The sequence below is a fragment of the Streptomyces sp. McG3 genome (genome assembly GCF_018619185.1).
Classification (GTDB): domain Bacteria; phylum Actinomycetota; class Actinomycetes; order Streptomycetales; family Streptomycetaceae; genus Streptomyces.
The window spans coordinates 1-16,421 of record NZ_JAAXYC010000088.1; the positions used below are offsets into that span (position 1 = coordinate 1).

A 16,421-nucleotide genomic window follows, 5' to 3' on the forward strand; every position below is an offset into this window, starting at 1 on the left:
GTCCGGGGCGGTTCCGGTACGGGGACAGCCTCGGCCTCCGGGTCGCGGGGGCCGGACGGCTCCGAGGCGTTTCCGCACCGGGGGCGCGGCGGTCCGGGGCGGTTCCGGTACGGGGACAGCCTCGGCCTCCGGGTCGCGGGGGCCGGACGGCTCCGAGGCGTTTCCGCACCGGGGGGCGCGGCGGTCCGGGGCGGTTCCGGTACGGGGACAGCCTCGGCCTCCGGGTCGCGGGGGCCGGACGGCTCCGCCGTGACGACGCACGGCCGGGCGGGGATCGGTCCCCGCCCGGCCGGCGCTGTGCGGCGTTCACGCCGGCGGTGGTGCCGCTAGCGGCGGTCCTCGACGACCAGCGATGTGGCGAACGGGTCGTCGTAGGTGCCGTCGTAGTCGCTGTCACTGTCGGCGGTCGTCGCGGCCCAGATGATCAGGCCGAGGATCGCGGCGCCGACGACGATGCCGACGGAGCCGAGGATGACCCCGGCGAGTGCCATGCCCCGGTTGGTGGCCTCGCCGCGCTTGGCACGGCCGAGACCGATGATGCCGAAGATCAGCGCGAGGATGCCGAGGATGATGTTGAGGCCGTAGAGGCAGAAGCCGACCACCGAGATGATGCCGATCACCATCGCGGCCGTGCCCAGTCCGTTGTTGGGCGCCGGGGCCCAACCGACCGGACCCGCTCCGTAGGCGCCGTAGCCCGGGTAGCCGCCGTACGGCTGCGGAGGCGGAGCCGGGTAGCCGTAGTGCGCGGCGGGCGGCGGGGCCGCGTGGCCGGGGCCGTTCGGGCCGATCGGCGGCGGCGGTACGTCCGACGGTGCGGGCCCGAAGCCTCCGGCCTGGGGTATCGGCCCGGTGCCGTCCCCCGCGGCCGGTCCGGCGCTCGGCATCGACGTCACGGTCGGCTGGTCGTGGACCGGGGCGGGCGGCGGCGTGTGCGCGGCCGGCTTGCCCAGTTCCACCCTGCTGTCCGGCGGTGCCCACGGATCGCGCGGCGCGGCCCCGCCCCCGGGCTGCTCTGTGTTGTCTGACATGGGCCTCCCCCATCGTGGTCCCGTCATGCTACGGCCAGGCCTTAACGCCCCGGACCCCGCCTGCGATGATCGGTGGGGCCGGTACGCCCGGCCGACGTCACGCCGAACGGGAGATTTCCGATGACCGATCCGCATCCCTTCATCGCCGGGCTGCCCAAGGCCGAGCTCCATGTCCACCATGTCGGGTCGGCCTCGCCCCGGATCGTCGCCGAGCTGGCCGCCCGCCACCCGGACTCCAAGGTCCCCACGGACCCGGAGGCGCTGGCCGACTACTTCACCTTCACCGACTTCGCCCACTTCATCGAGGTCTACCTCTCGGTGGTGGACCTGGTCCGCACCCCCGAGGACGTCCGGCTGCTCACCTTCGAGGTGGCGCGGGACATGGCCCGGCAGAACATCCGGTACGCGGAGCTGACCGTGACGCCGTACAGCTCGACCCGGCGGGGCATCCCCGAGGTCGCCTTCATGGAGGCCATCGAGGACGCGCGCAAGGCAGCCGAGGCCGAGCTGGGCGTCGTGCTGCGCTGGTGCTTCGACATCCCGGGCGAGGCCGGGCTCCAGGCGGCCGACGAGACCGCCCGGCTCGCGGTGGAACGGCGGCCGGACGGGCTGGTCTCCTTCGGGCTCGGCGGACCGGAGGTCGGGGTGGAGCGCCCGCAGTTCAAGCCCTACTTCGACCGGGCCATCGCGGAGGGCCTGCACTCGGTTCCGCACGCCGGGGAGACCACCGGGCCGCAGACGGTCTGGGACGCGCTGACCTCGCTGCGCGCCGAGCGCATCGGCCACGGCACCAGCTCCGTCCAGGACCCGGGGCTGCTGGAGCACCTCGCCGAGCACCGCATCGCGCTGGAGGTCTGCCCGACGTCGAACATCGCGACCCGCGCGGTCACGGACATCGAGCTGCACCCGATCCGGGAGATGGTGGCGGCGGGCGTGCTGGTGACCGTCAACAGCGACGACCCGCCGATGTTCGGCACCGACCTCAACAACGAGTACGCGGTGGCCGCCCGGCTGCTGGAGCTCGACGAGCGCGGCATCGCGGCGCTCGCGAAGAACGCCGTGGAGGCCTCCTTCCTCGACCCGGCGGGCAAGCGGAAGCTGGCCGAGGAGATCGACACGTACACCACGAACTGGCTCCGGGCACCCGGCCGCTGACCCGGTCGTCGACAATGGCCCCATGGCCAACACCGTCACCAGCGTCACCGCCGTGGGACATCGCGGCGATCCGTATCTCGCGCGCGAGAACACCCTGCCCTCGATCCGCTCCGCCCTCGAACGGGGGGCGGACGCGGTCGAGATCGATGTGCGGGTGACCCGCGACGGGGTGCCCGTCCTGCTGCACGACGCGACGCTGGAGCGGCTGTGGGGCCACGACCGGAGGCTGGACCGGCTGGACCACGCGGAGCTGAAGGAGCTGACGGGCGGCGGGGTGCCCACGCTCCGCGAGGCGCTGCTCGCCGCCGGGGCGCACCGGGTGATGGTGGACCTGCCCGGCTCCACGGACGCCTCGGTGAAGAAGATCGTGGGTACGGTCCGGGAGTGCGGGGCCGGCGAGCGGGCGTACTACTGCGCGAGCGCGGACGCGATGCTGCGGGTGCGCGCCGCCGATCCGTCCGCCGAGATCGCCCTGACCTGGACCACGCTGGCCCCGCCGCGTCCGGAGCTGCTGGCCGCGGTGAAGCCGCGCTGGCTGAACTACCGCTTCGGCCTGGTGAGCCGGGAGCTGACGGACCGGGCGCACCGGGACGGGCTGCTCGTCTCCGCGTGGACGGCCGACACGAAGCGCACGATGCGCCGGCTGATCGAGCGGGGCGTCGACTCGATCACCACCAACCGGATCGACACACTTCACCGGCTGCTGGCCAACTCGCCCGGTAGCGGCGGTTCTTGATCGGTCCGGCATGATGGGAACCCCGCACCGCCCGTCGCCGCTCCGGGGCGCCGGGCCCTTGGCCATCGAGGAGCAGCTGTGATGGACCCCCGACCGCAGGCGGCAACCGCCCGGATACATTCCGACGTCGCGCACAACGCCCGTGTGTGGAACTACTGGCTGGGCGGCAAGGACAACTACCCGGTGGACCGGGCGGTGGGCGACCGGGTGACCGGGATGTACCCGAGCATCGGTGAAGTGGCGCGCGCGGACCGGGCGTTCCTCGGCCGGGCGGTGCGTCATCTGGCCGGCGACGTGGGCATCGACCAGTTCCTCGACATCGGCACCGGGCTGCCGACCGTGAACAACACCCACGAGATCGCCCAGCACACCGCGCCGCACGCGCGCATCGTCTACGTGGACAACGATCCGATCGTGCTGGCCCACGCCCGTGCCCTGCTGACCAGTTCGCTGGAGGGCGCGACCGAGTACGTCGACGCGGACGCGCACCGCCCGGAGCAGATCCTGCGGGCCGCCGAGCCCACCCTGGACCTGGGGCGGCCGGTCACGGTGATGATGCTCGGCATCCTGAACTTCGTGCTGGACACGGACGAGGCGCGGTCCATCGTGCGGACGCTGATGGCGGCCGTGCCGTCGGGCAGCCATGTGGTGCTGACCCACCCGACGCTGGAGCTGGGCGGCGAGGGCAACGAGGCGGCGATGCGCTTCTGGAACGAGAACGCCACACCGCCCATCACGGCCCGCAGCAGGGAGGAGTTCGCCGGTTTCCTGGAGGGTCTGGAGATCCTGGAACCGGGGATCGTCTCCTGCTCCCGCTGGCGTACGAACGCGCGGGAGCCGGAGGTCGCCCAGTTCGGGGTGGTGGCCCGGAAGCCCTGATGCGCTTCCCGGACCGTCGGCCCGGCTGCCCGGGCCGCGCCGGGAGCGTCAGGCGCCGGCCGGCACGGGGGCCGGGGCGTCGGTGGCCGCCTGCTCCATTGCCTCCAGGCGCTTGATCATGCGGCGGACGATCAGCAGCGGGATGATGCCGAAGACCCCGAAGGACATGTCGATCAGGCTCCACCAGAACGGGATGTCGCGGATCGGGCCGCAGATCAGGGCGAGCGGGATGATCCCGGCGCAGGCGATCATGCCGAACTCGATGACCCAGATGTTGCGGACCGGGTCGCGGTAGGGGCCGTAGAAGGCGACCGCGATGACCAGGTGGGCGAAGGCCAGCCAGTCGGTGCCGTACAGCATGAAGGGCTGCTCGCGGTCGACGGTGTCGATCCCTTCGCGGACCCGGGTGATCCACTCCATCAGACCGGGAAGGTGCTCGGGGACCGGGGAGGCCGAGGCGCCCAGCAGGTCCTCGGCCCAGCGGAGTTCGGTGACGAGCGGGAAAGCCGTGAGCCCGCTCAGCACCAGACAGACGATGAAGAACACCAACCACCTGCGTATACGCCGCGTGAGGGCGTGTCGCTCGCTCATGTCCGCAGCGTACGCCCGCATTTACCGCCCCTTTACGCCACCCCTGTCAGGGCTTCACAGGCCGACGATGGAGTTCCATTTCTTGGCGAACCCCATCCGCTCCTCGGAGGTGATGTCGCGGGCGATGGCGAGCCGCTCGCGCATCGCGTCGTCGGGGAAGATCAGCGGATCCTCGGCGAGTGCGGCCGTCTCCTCGTCCTTCGAGGAGGCCAGGACGTCCCGGGCGGCGGGCACGGGGCAGACGTAGTTGACCCAGGCGGCGAGTTCGGCGGCGACCTCGGGGTCGTAGTAGTGGTCCACCAGGCGTTCCGCGTTGCGCTTGTGGCGCGCGAGGTTGGGGATCATCAGGGACTCCGCCCACAGTTCGGCACCCTCCTCGGGGACGATGAACGCGATGTCGGGGTTGTCGGCCTGGAGCTGGATGACGTCGCCGGAGTACGCCTGGCAGGCGAGCACGTCGCCGGTGGCCAGGTCCTTGATGTAGTCGTTGCCGGTGAAGCGGCGGATGTGCTTCGAGCGGACCCGCTTCTGTGTCTGCTCGCAGATCTCGTGGAAGTCGTCGGCCGTCCAGCGGGTGATGTCGACGCCGTTGCCCTGCATGAGCAGCGCGAACGACTCGTCGAGCCCGGAGAGCAGGGTGACCCGGCCGCGCAGGTCGTCCGCCCACAGGTCGCCGGTGGACCGGATCTCCCGGCCGAGCTTCTTGCGGTTGTAGGCGATGCCGGTGATCCCGGACTGCCAGGGGACGCTGTGGCGCCGCCCCTCGTCGAAGGCGGGCGCACGCAGCAGTGGATCGAGGTACTTGGCGACGTTGGGCTGCTTGGCACGGTCCATCTCCTGGACCCAGCCGAGCCGGACGAAGCGGGCGGCCATCCAGTCGCTGATGACGATCAGGTCCCGGCCGGTCTCCTGGTGGTTCATCAGCGCGGGGCTGATCTTCCCGAAGAACTCGTCGTTGTCGTTGATCTCCTCGGTGTACGTGACGGAGATCCCGGTCCGCCGCGAGAAGGCGTCCAGGGTGGGCCGCTTCGACTCGTTGTCGTCGTCGGTGTCGATGTAGAGCGGCCAGTTGGCGAAGTGCAGGGTGTGGTCGGTGGCGGAGCTGTCGCGGCCGGCCCGGTCGCCGGGCTCGACGAAGGCCGCGGGCACCCCGCAGCCGGCCAGGGTGGCGCCGGCCGCTCCCGCCCCGAGGGCGCGCAGCAGAGAACGGCGGGACATGGGGTTCTTCCTGATCGCTCGCACCCGCGCAGAATGCCGGTCGGGGGTCGCGCGGACAATGGACCAAGCGTCCAGCGGGGCGGGTCCGCCCCGCACACCTTGTCCAGAGGGGGAACGGAGACGGCCCCGGGCCGAAGCCCGGGGCCGTGCACCGCGTCGACGAGGCGGTCAGTCCTCGATGGACGTCATGACGTGCTTGATGCGGGTGTAGTCCTCGAAGCCGTACGCGGAGAGGTCCTTGCCGTAGCCGGACTTCTTGAATCCGCCGTGCGGCATCTCGGCGACCAGCGGGATGTGGGTGTTGATCCACACGCAGCCGAAGTCGAGGTTCTTGGACATGCGCATGGCGCGGGAGTGGTTCGTCGTCCACACCGAGGAGGCGAGCGCGTACTCGACGCCGTTGGCGTACGCGACGGCCTGCTGCTCGTCGGTGAAGGACTGGACGGTGATGACGGGTCCGAAGACCTCGTTCTGGATGATCTCGTCGTCCTGCTTCAGGCCGGAGACGACGGTCGGGGCGTAGAAGTAGCCCTTGTCGCCGACCCGGTGGCCGCCCGCCTCGACCTTGGCATGGGCGGGGAGCCGCTCGATGAAGCCGCTCACCTGCTTCAGCTGGTTGGCGTTGTTGAGCGGGCCGTACGCCACGTCCTCGTCGTCCGGCTGCCCGGTCTTCGTGTCGGCGGCGGCCTTGGCGAGCTCGGTGACGAACGCGTCGTGGATCGACTCGTGGACCAGGACGCGGGTGGCGGCCGTACAGTCCTGGCCCGCGTTGAAGAAGCCCGCCTCGGAGACGCCCGCGACGGTCTTGGCGATGTCGGCGTCGTCGAAGACCACGACGGGCGCCTTGCCGCCGAGCTCCAGGTGGACGCGCTTGACGTCCTTGGCCGCGGACTCGGCGACCTGCATGCCGGCCCGTACCGAACCGGTGATGGAGGCCATCGCCGGGGTCGGGTGCTCGACCATGGCGCGGCCGGTGTCCCGGTCGCCGCACAGGACGTTGAAGACGCCCTTGGGCAGGATCTGCCCGATGATCTCGGCCATCAGCACGGTCGACGCCGGGGTGGTGTCGGACGGCTTGATGACGACCGTGTTGCCCGCGGCGAGCGCCGGGGCGAACTTCCAGACGGCCATCATCATCGGGTAGTTCCACGGCGCGACCTGGGCGCAGACGCCGACCGGCTCACGGCGGATGATGGAGGTCAGACCCTCCATGTACTCGCCGGCCGAGCGGCCTTCGAGGAGTCGTGCGGCCCCCGCGAAGAAGCGGATCTGGTCCACCATCGGCGGGATCTCTTCACTGCGGGTCAGACCGAGCGGCTTGCCGGTGTTCTCCGACTCGGCGGCGATCAGGTCCTCGGCCCGCTCCTCGAACGCGTCCGCGATCTTCAGCAGGGCCTTCTGGCGCTCGGCGGGCGTGGTGTCGCGCCAAGCGGGGAAGGCCGCCGCGGCGGCCTCCATGGCGGCATCGACGTCGGCCTGGCCGGAGAGCGGCGAGGTTGCGTAGACCTCTTCCGTCACCGGGCTGACCACATCGATGGTCCGCCCGTCCGCGGCGTCCCGGAACTCTCCGTTGATGTAGTTGCGCAGACGGCGCACCTCGGTGGTCACAACCACCCCTCCTGTCGGCTGTCCGATGGGTGAGATGTCCACCCTAATCGTTCCGGTGACGCTTTCGACATACCCAACCGCCCCCAACTTCGGATTCAGTCAGATCCAGGCATCCAGACAACGAATTTCATCGATCTGGGGTTGCGAGACAGACGAGGAGCGGTGCATGGTGGATACGTGGCCAGTCGCAGCGCAGACTCCAGGACCGGGAACGGATCACCGCCAGCGGTCGATGCCGTCTCCCTCGCAATCATCGAGCAGCTCCAGGAGGACGGACGGCGTCCGTACGCCGCGATCGGCAAGGCCGTCGGCCTCTCCGAAGCGGCTGTGCGCCAGCGCGTCCAGAAGCTGCTCGACCAGGGCGTGATGCAGATCGTCGCCGTCACGGACCCGCTCACCGTGGGATTCCGGCGCCAGGCGATGGTCGGCATCAATGTCGAGGGCGACCTCGACCCGGTGGCCGAAGCCCTGTCGGCCATGGCCGAGTGCGAGTACGTGGTCATGACCGCGGGCTCCTTCGACCTGATGGTGGAGATCGTCTGCGAGGACGACGACCACCTGCTGGAGATGATCAACAAACGCATCCGGACCCTTCCCGGAGTGCGCTCCACCGAGAGCTTTGTTTACCTCAAGCTCAAGAAGCAGACCTATATGTGGGGAACCCGATAGCCGTGAGCAAGGACCTCAGCCGAACCGCGTACGACCACCTGTGGATGCACTTCACCCGCATGTCGGACTACGAGAACGCGCCCGTTCCCACCATCGTGCGTGGCGAGGGAACGTACATCTTCGACGACAAGGGCAAGCGCTACCTGGACGGTCTCTCCGGCCTGTTCGTGGTCAACGCCGGCCACGGTCGTCACGAGCTCGCCGAGACGGCGTACAAGCAGGCCCAGGAGCTCGCCTTCTTCCCGGTGTGGTCCTACGCCCACCCGAAGGCCGTCGAGCTGGCCGAGCGTCTCGCCGACTACGCCCCGGGCGACCTCAACAAGGTCTTCTTCACCACCGGTGGCGGCGAGGCCGTCGAGACCGCCTGGAAGCTGGCCAAGCAGTACTTCAAGCTCAAGGGCCAGCCGACCAAGTACAAGGTCATCTCGCGTGCCGTCGCGTACCACGGCACCCCGCAGGGCGCGCTGTCCATCACCGGCCTCCCGGCCCTGAAGGCCCCCTTCGAGCCGCTGGTCCCCGGCGCGCACAAGGTGCCGAACACCAACATCTACCGCGCCCCGCTCTTCGGCGACGACCCGGTGGCCTTCGGCCGCTGGGCCGCCGACCAGATCGAGCAGGAGATCCTCTTCGAGGGCCCCGAGACCGTCGCGGCCGTCTTCCTGGAGCCCGTGCAGAACGCGGGCGGCTGCTTCCCGCCGCCGCCCGGCTACTTCCAGCGGGTCCGCGAGATCTGCGACAAGTACGACGTGCTGCTCGTCTCCGACGAGGTCATCTGCGCCTTCGGGCGGCTCGGCACCATCTTCGCCTGCGACAAGTTCGGCTACGTGCCGGACATGATCACCTGCGCGAAGGGCATGACCTCGGGCTACTCCCCGATCGGCGCCTGCATCGTCTCGGACCGGATCGCGGAGCCGTTCTACGAGGGCGGCAACACCTTCCTGCACGGCTACACCTTCGGCGGCCACCCGGTCTCCGCCGCGGTGGGCCTCGCCAACCTCGACATCTTCGAGCGCGAGAACCTCACCCAGCACGTCCTGGACAACGAGAACGCGTTCCTGACGACGCTGCAGAAGCTGCACGACCTGCCGATCGTCGGCGACGTCCGCGGCAACGGATTCTTCTACGGCATCGAGCTGGTGAAGGACAAGGCCACCAAGGAGACGTTCACCGACGAGGAGACCGAGCGCGTCCTGTACGGCTTCCTCTCCAAGGCGCTGTACGAGAACGGCCTGTACTGCCGGGCCGACGACCGCGGCGACCCGGTCGTCCAGCTCGCCCCGCCGCTGATCTCCGACCAGTCGACGTTCGACGAGATCGAGGGCATTCTGCGGGCCGTGCTCACGGAGGCCTGGACGAAGCTCTGACCGACACCAGGTCCCCCGGCTGATCGCCCACCGGCGGTCATTTCATACGGTTCTCCGGCCCGGATACGCCCCTTCGAGTGAGAAGGGACGTATCCGGGCCGCGTGCTGTGCGCCCACACCGGTCCGACTATCTACGGTGCCGAGTGACCGATCGGCCGCGTCTTCGTTCCCCCGTACGGGGGAACGGGAAATCTGACCTGAACCGAGGTGTACGCCATGGTGGCCCCGCCGGACAACGATGTGATCTGGGCGCGTTCCCTGCACCACTCCCACAACGGATCGCCCGGTCTCGGCGGTGTCTCCCTCGGTGTCCGGGACGCCGAGATCCTCGCCGTGACCGGGCCGCGCGGCAGCGGGAAGACCACGCTGCTGCACTGCCTCTCGGGCCGGCTGACGCCCCAGCAGGGCGAGGTGTGGTTCAACAGCGTCCCCGTCCACACCATGGCCCCCCGGGTCCGTGAACAGCTGCGCCGGGAGCGCTTCGGCTGGATCGCCTCCGATCCGGAGCTGGTCCCGGAGCTGACCGTCTGGGAGAACGCCGCGCTGCCCCTGCTGCTGCGCGGCGTCTCGCACCGGGCCGCCCGGAAGACCGCCGTCGAATGGCTGGAGCGCCTGGACATCGCCGCCTTCGCCCGGAAGCGGCCGCACGCCCTGCTCCAGGCGCAGCGCCAGCGGATCTCCGTGGCGCGGGCCCTGGCCGCACAGCCGACCGTGATCTTCGCCGACGAGCCCACGGCGACCCTGCACCGCGCGGACGGTACCCAGGTGCTGCGCACCCTCACCACGGCGGCCCGCTCGCACGGCATCACCGTCGTGCTGGCCACGCACGACGCCGAGGTCGCGGCCCTCGCCGACCGGACCGTCCCGCTGCTGGACGGCCGCTGCGTCGCCACCGGCACCCTGCCCGCGAAACCCGAAGCGGAGGGCCGCGCGGCGTGCTCGCTCTCCGTCTAGCCCGCGGTTCCCATCCCCTCGTCCTGGTACGGCGGCTGCTGGTGGCCGCCGCCTCGGCCGGCGTCGGGTTCCTCCTCCTGTGCGCCCTCGGGTACGCCGCCGCGCACCCGGCGTCCGCCGGTTCGGTGCTGCGGCTGCTGTGGTGCTTCGTCCCGCTGGCCGCCACCGTGCAGTTCGCCGTGGCCGTGGCGCGGGCCGACCCGAGCACCCGGCCCCGGCCCGGCCTCTCCTCCGTGGGCCTCGGCCCGGTCCGGCTGTCCGCGCTGGCCGCGGTCTCCACCGCCGTCTCCACCACGCTCGGCTCCATGGTGGCGCTGCTCTTCTTCCTGCATCTGCGCGGCGATCTCACCGGGATGCCGTTCGACGGGGGCGCCGCGGAGTTCCTCGGCGCGGGCAGTCCGCTGCCGCTGGCCGCCGCGCTGATGCTGCTGGCGCTCGTACCGGTGGCCGCCTCGACGGCCAGCGCGCTGGCCCTGCGGTCGCGGCCCGACCCGGCCCGGGACACCTTCGGCTCCGAGGAGCTGCCGGAGCCCGCACCGGCCCCGGCCGGGCTCCCGTGGGGCGTGGCGCTGACGGCTGCCGGACTCGCGGTCGAGGCGATCGCGTCACGGGGTGCCGCGGGGAGCGCGTTCCCGCTGCCCGGACGGTACGACTCCACCCCGGTGGCGGTACTGATCGGGTGGACGCTCACGGCGGTCGGCCTGGCGATGGCGGGGCCGAGCCTGACCTATCTGTGCGGGCGGGCGCTGCAGGCCGTGCGCCCCGGTGCCGTACGGCTGCTGGCGGGGCGGGTCCTGATGGACGAGGCGCGCCGGATCGGCCGCCCGCTCGGGATCGTCTGCGCGGTGCTGTCCGCGGCGATCGCCGCTTCGGCCCTGTACGGGGGCGACGAGCGCCCGTACGGCCCGCTCACCGCACTCGGCGCGGTGCTGGTCCTCGGGTGTACGACGGCGACGCTGCTGACCTCGGCGCTGGAGGCCAAGCACGCCCGGGCCCACACGGTCGAGGCGCTGCTCAGGATGGGGGCTCCGGCCGCCACGCTGCGCCGGGCGACGTTGCTGCGGGCGGGCGCGCTGCTGGCCCTGTTCGCCCCGCTGACCTGGGTGATCGCGCAGTTGGCGGCACTTCCGCTGACGAAGTGAACCGCCGGAGGTTCCCGGAGGTGTGGGGACGGGAGCCCCGGCGGGCTCAGGGGTGGGTGGCGAGCCGGGCGGCCAGGGCGTCGAAGAAGGCCTCCCAGCCGTCCTCCGCCGCCGCGTACTGCTCGGGGGTGAGGTTGCCGCCGCGCTGCTGGAAGGCCAGCTCGGTGGTCCCGTCGCCGAGGTCGCTGAAGGTGACGGTGACGATCTCGCCCTCGGCGTCCTCGGGCGCCGAGGCGTCCTTGAGCGTGAGGACGAGACCGTCGGGCTCGCTCACCTCGCGGTAGATCCCGTGGAAGGGCATCTCCACGCCCGGCATCACGATGACCAGGCTCCACGCGCCGCCGGGCCGCACGTCCATCGCCACCCGGTCCAGGGGGACGTCCGCCTCTCCCCCGTACCAGGCGGCGAAGTCCTCCGGGGAGGTCCAGGCGGCGAAGACGCGCTGCTGAGGGGCGTGCAGGACGCGGGTGAGGTCGATGCCCTCGCGGGTGCCACCGGTCATGATCACGGTCCTTGTCCGATCCGGCCGTCCCGCGCGGCCGGATCGCCGGGCGCGGGATTGTCCGCCTCCAGCTTGCCCGGCCCGCCGCCGCCCTGCCACGCCGCTCAGGGGGTCAGCAGTCCCGCGAGGGTGTCGTACGTCCTCTCCCACCCCCACGCCTCGCGGACCCACGCCCGGCCCTTCTCCCCCATCGCCGCGGCCGCCGACCGGTCCCGCAGCAGGGCCACGAGCCGGTCCGCGACGGCGGCGACGTCGCGCCCGTCGACCACGTGCCCCGTCTCCCCGTCCCGTACGGTGTCCGGCGCGCCGCCCGAGTCGCCGACGAGGACCGGCAGCCCGGAGGCGGCGGCCTCCAGGAAGACGATGCCCAGCCCCTCCACCTCCAGGCCCCGTCTGCGGGTGCGGCACGGCATGGCGAAGACGTCGCAGGCCGCGTAGTGCTCCGGCATCGCCGCGTGCGGCTGCCCGCCCGCGAGGATCACCGCGTCCGCGACCCCGGTGTCCGCGGCGAGCCGGCGCAGGGTCCGGGCGTAGGGCCCGTCGCCGGTCAGCAGGAGTACGGCGTCGGGCACCGCGCGCCGCACGGCGGGCAGGGCGCGGATCAGGGTGTCCTGGCCCTTGCGCGGGACGAGCCGCGCCGCACAGAGGATGACGGGCCGCCCGCCCAGGCCGTACCGCTCACGGACGCCGCCCGCCGGAGGGCGTGTGCCGTCCCGCGCCCCGGGCCGTACGGCTTCGCGTGGCTCCTCCCGTACGCGGAACGCCTCCGCGTCCACCCCCGGCGCGAGGCGCACCATGCGGCGGGCGGCAGCCGGGCCGAGGGCGGCGGCGATGGGCGCGTGGGTCGCCTCGCCCAGGTAGGTCACGGTGTCGGTGCGGTCGCCGATCCGCCGGAGCAGGGTCCGGGCCCCGGGCGTGCGGGCCCACCACACCTCGTGCCCGTGCGTCGTGGCGACGGCGCGCCGCACCCCGCTCCCCCGGCGCAGCCGGTCCGCCAGCAGCCCGAGCGGTGCGGCGGCTCCGAACCAGACGCTGTCGCAGCCGTGGTGACGGGCGATCTCCACCGCGCGGGCGGCGACGCGCGGGACCGGGAGCAGGGTGCGGGCCGGGTCGCGGACCACGGGGTGGGGCAGGGCGGCGTCATGGGCGGCCGCCCCGGGTTCGGCGGAGGTGTAGACGACGACGGAGTCCGTGGGGAACCGGCTGGTCATGGCGTGGACGAAGGTCTCGATGCCGCCCTGGCGCGGCGGGAAGTCATTGGTCACCACGAGGGTGCGGCGGCGCGTCATCGGGAGGCCCGCTTCCGTACGCGTACGAGTTCCCGCACCCGTTCTCGTATGCGGTGGTGGGTGCCCGGCTGCCGGGCGAGGGCCCAGGCGGCGAGGACCAGCGGGTGCACCAGATAGCCGAACCGGGTCGCGGGCATGAACGCGATGGCCAGGAGCAGCCCGAGGGCGAGCCGTGCGGCGGCGGCCGGTGCCGTCGCCGGGGGCCGGACGAGCAGGGAGACGGCGAGGAGCAGGGCGCTCACCCCGAGCAGCAGGAGCGTCAGGGTCCGGCCACCGGGGACCTGGGTGGCGAGCAGATGGCCGGGGAGCGGGCTGGCGGCGGACGAGACCGCTCCGGTCAGCCCGAGGGGGAAGTCGACGACATGGGTCCGGAAGGCTCCCGGGTCGCGCAGTGCGGCGGGCAGGACGAGCGCGGCGGCGGTGAGCAGGGCGACGAGTCCGCAGCGCAGGGCGGCGCGGCTCCCCCGGCGGCCGTCGCCGGAGACCGTGGCGAGCAGGGCGAGGGCCACCGGCACGGCCGGCCACGCGGTCCACTTGAGGGCGGCGGCCAGACCGAGCGCCAGCCCGGCCCGGCCGGGCCGCCCCTGCCCCGCCCCGGCCAGCCCCAGGCACATCAGCCCGGCCACCGGCAGATCGACGCCGCCGACCGCGAGCGGCAGCGCCACCAGGGGGCACGCGGCGAGCCACCGGGGCGCCTCCCGGCGGGCCCCCGCCGGGAGGGCGAGGGCGAACGCGCCGAGGAAGGCGGCGCCCATCCACAGCCGGGGGTCGGTGAACGGCCCGGGCCCGGCCACCGCCTTCGGGATCCCGAAGGCAGCCATGCCCGGAAGGTACGGGTTGAAGTCCTCGGGCACGGCGGGCCGTTCGAGGTAGGGCGTGCCCTCGGAGAGCAGGAGCCCCGCGGAGCGGGCGACGACCTCGACCTCCAACTGCGCCCGGTCCACGGCGAGAAGCACCAGCAGGGGCAGCAGCACCGCGCCGGTGACGGCGACCGCCCCTGCCGTACGGGGGCTCCGCCCGCGGGCCGCGAGCACCGCGGCGGCCGTGTAGCCGAGTGCCGCGGCGGCTCCCCAGACCCGGTGCGGGCCGAGCGAGGAGAAGGTTCCGAGCGCCAGGGCGGTGGCCGCGCAGAACGCCCACCAGGCCGCGTCGCCGGGCAGCGCGGGACGGTCCCGGTGCAGTTCGGAAGTGGTGGGGAGCGCGAAAGTGGCCATGCGTCCGAGGCTAGGAACAGGCCGTTCACGGAACGTCACACCACCGTCCGGTCCTCGGGGTCAACCCGTGGCATGAGACAGCGCCGCGAATTCCACCCCTGCTCCGATGCGCCGGCCTGCCGGGTGACGAAGAATCTCCGTATGACGCGCACCGTCCCGCCGGACCGCCCGGCCACCACCGCCACCGCCACCGCCGTCCTGCCGGCGGACCGGGGCATCAGGCGACGGCTGCGGCACTGGACGGCGGAGCCCGCGTACGCCTGGCTGACCGGAGCCGCGCTGACGCTCTTCGCGGTCGTGGAGCTGGCCGTCGTACCGGGTTCGGCGATCACCGCTTTCGGGGTGCTGGTCTGCACGGCCTCGCTGGCCCTGCGGGCGACGCGGCCCGCCGTGGGGTTCCTGACGGTGGGCGCGGCCCTCCTCAGCTTCGCGACCGACGGCAACATGGCGTACGCGACCATCGCCGGTTCCCTGATCGGCTGCTACACGCTCGGGCGGCACCGGGTGCAGCATCCGGCGGTGCTCGTCCTGGCCGGTTCGCTGGCCGCGCTGGCCGTCAACCTGGTGCACATCGACCGGTGGGCCCGGGACGGTTCCCCCGGGCTGCCCGCCCTCCAGGGCACCGACCGGTTCAGCCTGGGGCTGTACGCCGAGACACTGGTGCTGACGGTGATGGTCCTTGGCGCGGTGAGCACGGGCGACGCGGTGCGGGCGCGCGAGGAGACCCGGCACACCCGGGCCGCCGCGCAGTCCCGGCTGCTGGCGATGGAGCGACGGCAGGCCGCCGAGGCGGAACGGGCAGCTATCGCACGGGAGTTGCATGACATGATCGCCCACTCGGTGTCGGTGATCGCGGTGCGCGCCGAGAGCGCCACGTACACGACGCCGGACCTCTCACCCCCGGCACGGGACGCCTTCCAGGAGATCGCGGGCACGGCCCGGGCCTCGATGGCGGAGCTGCGGCGGCTGCTCGGGGTGCTGCGGACGGGCGACGGCGCCGCGACGGCCCCGCTCACCGCCCCGCAGCCCTCGCTGGCCGGTCTCGACGACCTCCTCGATCAGCACCGGGCGGTGGGCGGCGCGGCCGAACTGCGGGTCACCGGCGAGCGGGCGCCGTTGCCCGCGTCCTGGGAGCTGTCGGCGTACCGGATCGTCCAGGAGGCCCTGACGAACGCCCGCCGGCATGCCCCGGGCGCGCACACCGTCGTGGAACTGCACTACCGTCCGGGCCTGTTGACGGTCCGCGCGACGGACGACGGGCCGGGCCCCGATCCCTCCGGCGGCTCCGGACGGCCGGGGCACGGCCTGGTGGGCATGGCCGAGAGGGCCGCCCTGCTCGGCGGGGGACTCACCACCGGCCGGAGCCCGGCCGGCGGCTTTCTCGTGGAGGCGGAACTGCCGTGGTGATCCGGGTGCTGGTGGCCGACGACCAGGCGGTCGTGCGGACGGCGTTCTCCGGTCTGCTGAACACCCAGGACGACATCGAGGTGGTCGGAGAGGCGGAGGACGGCGAGCAGGCCGTGCTCAGGGCGGCCGAACTACGTCCCGATGTGGCGTTGCTGGACATCCGCATGCCCAGGCTCAGCGGCATCGACGCGGCCCGCGGCATCGTCGCGGCGTCGGGCGGGGCGACGAAGGCGCTGATGCTGACGACGTTCGGCCTGGACGAGTACGTGTACGACGCCCTGACCGCCGGGGCCAGCGGCTTCCTCCTCAAGGACGCGACCTTCCCCGAACTGCTGCACGCGGTACGGGTGGTGGCGGACGGGCACGCCCTGCTGGCTCCCGAGATCACCGGGCGGCTCATCGCGGAGTTCACCCGGCAGCGGGTCAGCGCGCCACCGCCGCGCTCGATCGACGGGCTGACCGCGCGCGAGGCGGAGGTGCTCGTCCTGATCGCACGGGGCCTGTCCAACGCGGACATCGCCGACCGGCTGACCATCACCGACCACACGGTGAAGACCCACATCAACCGGCTGTTCGCGAAGATGGAACTGCGGGACCGGGCGCAGGCGGTGATCCTGGCGTACGAACTGGGGCTGGTGGTGGCGGGGACGCAGGCCACCTGAGCC

General features: G+C 72.4%; 16 protein-coding genes. 9 read left to right on the forward strand and 7 right to left on the reverse strand.

What is annotated here, in order from left to right; all coding sequences use genetic code 11:
• Positions 1-326 precede the first annotated feature (326 nt).
• Positions 327-1,028 carry a DUF4190 domain-containing protein gene (locus HET64_RS16675; RefSeq protein ID WP_251145421.1) on the reverse strand — a complete coding sequence of 234 codons (702 nt, stop codon included), beginning with the start codon at positions 1,026-1,028 and terminating at the stop codon, positions 327-329.
• Between the two features lie 120 nt (positions 1,029-1,148).
• On the opposite strand from HET64_RS16675, the gene HET64_RS16680 reads away from it, so the two are divergent.
• The 3 genes from HET64_RS16680 (at position 1,149) to HET64_RS16690 (ending at position 3,798) form a co-directional block, all read left to right on the forward strand.
• The gene (locus HET64_RS16680) at positions 1,149-2,183 is read left to right on the forward strand and encodes an adenosine deaminase (RefSeq protein WP_215106339.1); all 1,035 of its coding nucleotides are present in this window, start codon (positions 1,149-1,151) and stop codon (positions 2,181-2,183) included.
• Positions 2,184-2,205: 22 nt separating this feature from the next.
• Positions 2,206-2,919, forward strand: coding sequence for a glycerophosphodiester phosphodiesterase (locus tag HET64_RS16685; RefSeq protein WP_215106341.1), 714 nt, complete (start codon positions 2,206-2,208; stop codon positions 2,917-2,919).
• Positions 2,920-3,000: 81 nt separating this feature from the next.
• A complete protein-coding gene (locus HET64_RS16690) occupies positions 3,001-3,798 on the forward strand; it encodes an SAM-dependent methyltransferase (protein ID WP_215106343.1) in 798 nt (265 codons plus the stop codon).
• A 48-nt stretch (positions 3,799-3,846) separates the two neighbouring features.
• Here HET64_RS16690 and HET64_RS16695 read toward each other — a convergent pair whose 3' ends face one another.
• The 3 genes from HET64_RS16695 to HET64_RS16705 form a co-directional block, all read right to left on the reverse strand.
• Positions 3,847-4,389 carry a hypothetical protein gene (locus HET64_RS16695; protein WP_215106345.1) on the reverse strand — a complete coding sequence of 181 codons (543 nt, stop codon included), beginning with the start codon at positions 4,387-4,389 and terminating at the stop codon, positions 3,847-3,849.
• Between the two features lie 54 nt (positions 4,390-4,443).
• On the reverse strand, positions 4,444-5,607 hold the full coding sequence (locus HET64_RS16700) for a spermidine/putrescine ABC transporter substrate-binding protein (RefSeq protein ID WP_215106347.1): 1,164 nt from the start codon (positions 5,605-5,607) through the stop codon (positions 4,444-4,446).
• A 168-nt stretch (positions 5,608-5,775) separates the two neighbouring features.
• The gene (locus HET64_RS16705; RefSeq protein WP_215106349.1) at positions 5,776-7,215 is read right to left on the reverse strand and encodes a gamma-aminobutyraldehyde dehydrogenase; all 1,440 of its coding nucleotides are present in this window, start codon (positions 7,213-7,215) and stop codon (positions 5,776-5,778) included.
• A 177-nt stretch (positions 7,216-7,392) separates the two neighbouring features.
• Here HET64_RS16705 and HET64_RS16710 point away from each other — a divergent pair, with 177 nt between their 5' ends.
• The 4 genes from HET64_RS16710 to HET64_RS16725 all read left to right on the forward strand — a co-directional run bounded on the left by HET64_RS16710 (position 7,393) and on the right by HET64_RS16725 (position 11,344).
• Complete coding sequence (locus tag HET64_RS16710) at positions 7,393-7,884, forward strand: Lrp/AsnC family transcriptional regulator (RefSeq protein ID WP_007452460.1); 492 nt, start codon at positions 7,393-7,395, stop codon at positions 7,882-7,884.
• Entirely contained in the window at positions 7,869-9,248 is a 1,380-nt protein-coding gene (locus tag HET64_RS16715) for an aspartate aminotransferase family protein (protein ID WP_215106351.1), read from the forward strand. Before HET64_RS16710 ends, HET64_RS16715 begins: the two co-directional genes overlap by 16 nt.
• A gap of 216 nt (positions 9,249-9,464) precedes the next feature.
• Positions 9,465-10,202 (forward strand): ABC transporter ATP-binding protein, encoded by a 738-nt coding sequence (locus tag HET64_RS16720; RefSeq protein WP_215106353.1) that lies wholly within the window; start codon positions 9,465-9,467, stop codon positions 10,200-10,202.
• The gene (locus HET64_RS16725; protein WP_215106355.1) at positions 10,184-11,344 is read left to right on the forward strand and encodes a hypothetical protein; all 1,161 of its coding nucleotides are present in this window, start codon (positions 10,184-10,186) and stop codon (positions 11,342-11,344) included. The genes HET64_RS16720 and HET64_RS16725 overlap by 19 nt, the downstream gene beginning before the upstream one ends.
• A gap of 46 nt (positions 11,345-11,390) precedes the next feature.
• Here the strand turns inward: HET64_RS16725 and HET64_RS16730 are convergent, their stop codons facing one another.
• From HET64_RS16730 to HET64_RS16740, 3 genes are all read right to left on the reverse strand, one after another.
• Positions 11,391-11,846: an SRPBCC domain-containing protein gene (locus tag HET64_RS16730; RefSeq protein ID WP_018960709.1), complete on the reverse strand. Its 456-nt coding sequence runs from the start codon at positions 11,844-11,846 to the stop codon at positions 11,391-11,393.
• Between the two features lie 104 nt (positions 11,847-11,950).
• Positions 11,951-13,135 carry a glycosyltransferase family 4 protein gene (locus HET64_RS16735; protein WP_215106357.1) on the reverse strand — a complete coding sequence of 395 codons (1,185 nt, stop codon included), beginning with the start codon at positions 13,133-13,135 and terminating at the stop codon, positions 11,951-11,953.
• Positions 13,132-14,349, reverse strand: a complete 1,218-nt coding sequence (locus HET64_RS16740; protein ID WP_215106359.1) for a glycosyltransferase 87 family protein — start codon at positions 14,347-14,349, stop codon at positions 13,132-13,134. Before HET64_RS16740 ends, HET64_RS16735 begins: the two co-directional genes overlap by 4 nt.
• A 141-nt stretch (positions 14,350-14,490) precedes the next feature.
• Here HET64_RS16740 and HET64_RS16745 point away from each other — a divergent pair, with 141 nt between their 5' ends.
• Together HET64_RS16745 and HET64_RS16750 are read left to right on the forward strand one after the other, a co-directional pair.
• Positions 14,491-15,756, forward strand: coding sequence for a sensor histidine kinase (locus HET64_RS16745; protein WP_215106361.1), 1,266 nt, complete (start codon positions 14,491-14,493; stop codon positions 15,754-15,756).
• Positions 15,750-16,418 (forward strand): response regulator transcription factor, encoded by a 669-nt coding sequence (locus tag HET64_RS16750; RefSeq protein ID WP_215106363.1) that lies wholly within the window; start codon positions 15,750-15,752, stop codon positions 16,416-16,418. The genes HET64_RS16745 and HET64_RS16750 overlap by 7 nt, the downstream gene beginning before the upstream one ends.
• The last annotated feature ends 3 nt before the right edge of the window (positions 16,419-16,421 follow it).

Excerpts from the sequence above, each read along its gene's own strand:
- HET64_RS16675 (WP_251145421.1), bottom strand. The coding sequence starts at position 1,028 with ATGTCAGACAACACAGAGCAGCCCGGGGGCGGGGCCGCGCCGCGCGAT.
- HET64_RS16680 (WP_215106339.1), top strand. The coding sequence starts at position 1,149 with ATGACCGATCCGCATCCCTTCATCGCCGGGCTGCCCAAGGCCGAGCTC.
- HET64_RS16685 (WP_215106341.1), top strand. The coding sequence starts at position 2,206 with ATGGCCAACACCGTCACCAGCGTCACCGCCGTGGGACATCGCGGCGAT.
- HET64_RS16690 (WP_215106343.1), top strand. The coding sequence starts at position 3,001 with ATGGACCCCCGACCGCAGGCGGCAACCGCCCGGATACATTCCGACGTC.
- HET64_RS16695 (WP_215106345.1), bottom strand. The coding sequence starts at position 4,389 with ATGAGCGAGCGACACGCCCTCACGCGGCGTATACGCAGGTGGTTGGTG.
- HET64_RS16700 (WP_215106347.1), bottom strand. The coding sequence starts at position 5,607 with ATGTCCCGCCGTTCTCTGCTGCGCGCCCTCGGGGCGGGAGCGGCCGGC.
- HET64_RS16720 (WP_215106353.1), top strand. The coding sequence starts at position 9,465 with ATGGTGGCCCCGCCGGACAACGATGTGATCTGGGCGCGTTCCCTGCAC.
- HET64_RS16730 (WP_018960709.1), bottom strand. The coding sequence starts at position 11,846 with ATGACCGGTGGCACCCGCGAGGGCATCGACCTCACCCGCGTCCTGCAC.
- HET64_RS16735 (WP_215106357.1), bottom strand. The coding sequence starts at position 13,135 with ATGACGCGCCGCCGCACCCTCGTGGTGACCAATGACTTCCCGCCGCGC.
- HET64_RS16740 (WP_215106359.1), bottom strand. The coding sequence starts at position 14,349 with ATGGCCACTTTCGCGCTCCCCACCACTTCCGAACTGCACCGGGACCGT.
- HET64_RS16745 (WP_215106361.1), top strand. The coding sequence starts at position 14,491 with ATGACGCGCACCGTCCCGCCGGACCGCCCGGCCACCACCGCCACCGCC.